Origin of the sequence: Mesorhizobium sp. M7A.F.Ca.CA.002.15.2.1 (assembly GCF_003998715.1) — a bacterium.
GTDB lineage: Bacteria > Pseudomonadota > Alphaproteobacteria > Rhizobiales > Rhizobiaceae > Mesorhizobium > Mesorhizobium ciceri.
Genome location: NZ_RZPI01000849.1, coordinates 1 through 2,095, shown reverse-complemented (window position 1 = coordinate 2,095; position 2,095 = coordinate 1). Strand labels below are relative to the sequence as shown.

General features: G+C 61.9%; 2 protein-coding genes. Both read right to left on the bottom strand.

All coding sequences use genetic code 11. The features are described 5' to 3' along the window. On the bottom strand, positions 1 to 568 hold a 568-nt coding region (locus ENZ74_RS30205), incomplete at its 3' end, for an ATP-binding cassette domain-containing protein (RefSeq protein ID WP_164761326.1). A gap of 93 nt (positions 569 to 661) precedes the next feature. Beyond that, complete coding sequence (locus ENZ74_RS30200; protein ID WP_127224204.1) at positions 662 to 1,693, bottom strand: substrate-binding domain-containing protein; 1,032 nt, start codon at positions 1,691 to 1,693, stop codon at positions 662 to 664. Positions 1,694 to 2,095: the final 402 nt, after the last annotated feature.

Genomic DNA, 2,095 nt, shown 5'->3' with positions numbered 1-2,095 from the left:
CCCTAAGCCCGCGCACGATCGAGAACAGGCGTTGCGCTTCGCTTTCGGTGAGTGCGGCGGTCGGCTCGTCGAGCATCAGCACCTTGCAGTCGAGCGTCAGCGCCTTGGCGATCTCGACGAGCTGCTGGTTGGAAATGGAGAGGTCGGCGACCCTGGTGTGCACCGGAATGGGCGCGAGCAGGTCCATGACCTTCTGGGCGTCAGCGTAGAGCTTCTGGAAATTCATCAGCGGTGCGCGCCGGCTGTTGATCGCGGCCATGTAGATGTTTTCGGCAACCGTGGCGTCCTGGCACAGCGCGATCTCCTGGTGGACAAGCGCGATGCCGAGACGTTGGGCGGCCGCGGGCGAGTGGATCGAAACACGCTCGCCATCGATCAGGATGTCGCCCTCGTCGGGCTGCAATACACCGGCGATCATGTTCATCAGCGTCGACTTGCCGGCGCCGTTCTCGCCGCACAGCGCATGGATTTCGCCGCGCCGCAGCTCGAACCGCACGTCGTTCAGTGCCTTGACCGGGCCGAACGCCTTGGACAGACCGCGGATTTCAAGAATGGGCGACTGGGTCACGCCATGCTCCTGCGATGCTTGCGGGGGAGGAAGGAGGCCGAAGCCTCCTTCCCGGTTGGTCCGGCCTTGTGGAGGCCGGGGCGGCGATCGAGACTATTCCTCGATGCCCTTGGTGCCGCGACGCTTGAGGTACTTGTCCCAGTAGAAGTCGTCCGCATTGTCCTTGGAGACGATGGAGAAGCCATTGTCGACGAAGGGCACGCTCATCGGGTTGAAACCCGAACGCTTGGCGTCGTTCATCGGATCGATCAGGCCGGGATGCTTGGCCATCCACAACAGCATGAAGCCCATATAGCCCTGCATGCCCTGGTTGGGATTGACCGAGCCGAAGATCTCGCCGGCCTTGATCATGTCGAGGATCTTGGCGTTGACGTCGGCGAGCATGACGCGGATCTTGCCGCCGCCTTCCTTGGCGGCCTGGGCAGCACCGATGGCCGAGTTGGCCTCCGGCATGAACACGGCGCCGAGGTCCGGATGCGCCTGGGCCAGGCTCAAAACCGCCTGATAGGCCTTGGTCGGATCCTGGTTCGAAGCGGCGCGGCCGACGAGCTTCATGTCGGGCCATTTGGCTTCCATGCGGGCAACGAAGGCGTTGACGCGCTTGTCGTGGTTGTCCTGGCCGGGATTCTCCAGCACCGCATATTCGCCCTTGCCATCCATCGCCTTGGCAACGGCGTCGGCGGCATAGGTGCCTTCGGCATTGTTGTCGGAGGTGATGTAGGAGACGCGCTTGGAATTCGGCGAGTCGGCGGCGAAGGTCACCACCGCGGTGCCCTGCTCGATGGCGCGGTTGATCGGCTCGATGAACGGATCGGAGTTCATCGGGTGTACCAGTATGCCGGCCGGCTTCTGCGCCAGTGCCTGGTCGAAGGTGGCGATCTGCTTGTTGACGTCGTATTCCGGCGTACCCGTATAGGCGGTCTCGCAGCCGAACTGCCGGCCGGCCTGCTTGAACATTTCATAGACCGGGAACCAGTATTCGACGCCCGAGACCATCACGTTCATGACGTATTTTTCACCCGGCTCGCATTTGAACGGGTTAGGGGTTTCGGCGCGTACCTGCATCGACCCGAAGCAGGTCGATGCAGCCGCCGCGATTGCGAGCGTGCTCAGAAATTTGCGCAAGTTTCCTCCCTTGGCCGAAGCCATCCTCAATGACCGTTGCAGGCACTCAGTGAGCGCTGCCGTATGGATTTGATGATGCCGACCTTCCTCCGAAAGCCGACGATCGGAACATTACAGCCCGGGCGCGCATTGTCAATATAATTCACATAGTGAAATATATTTCATAGCCTACTTCAAGGGGATTCCTACGCTCCGGTCGACGAGGCTGGGCGCGGCCGCCAAGATGCCGTACGGGCTGGGCAAGGCCTTACCGGCCTTTGGCCGCGAAACCGGAGAGGGTGGTGGAATATCCGCACGGGGGCTCGCATGGTACCCTCCCGCCGGCCGCGTCTTTATCGCCTGAAGCCCCCGATCCTGTCTTTGATAGATCTGTTCCGGGCGCAGCGTGACGCTCTCCATATG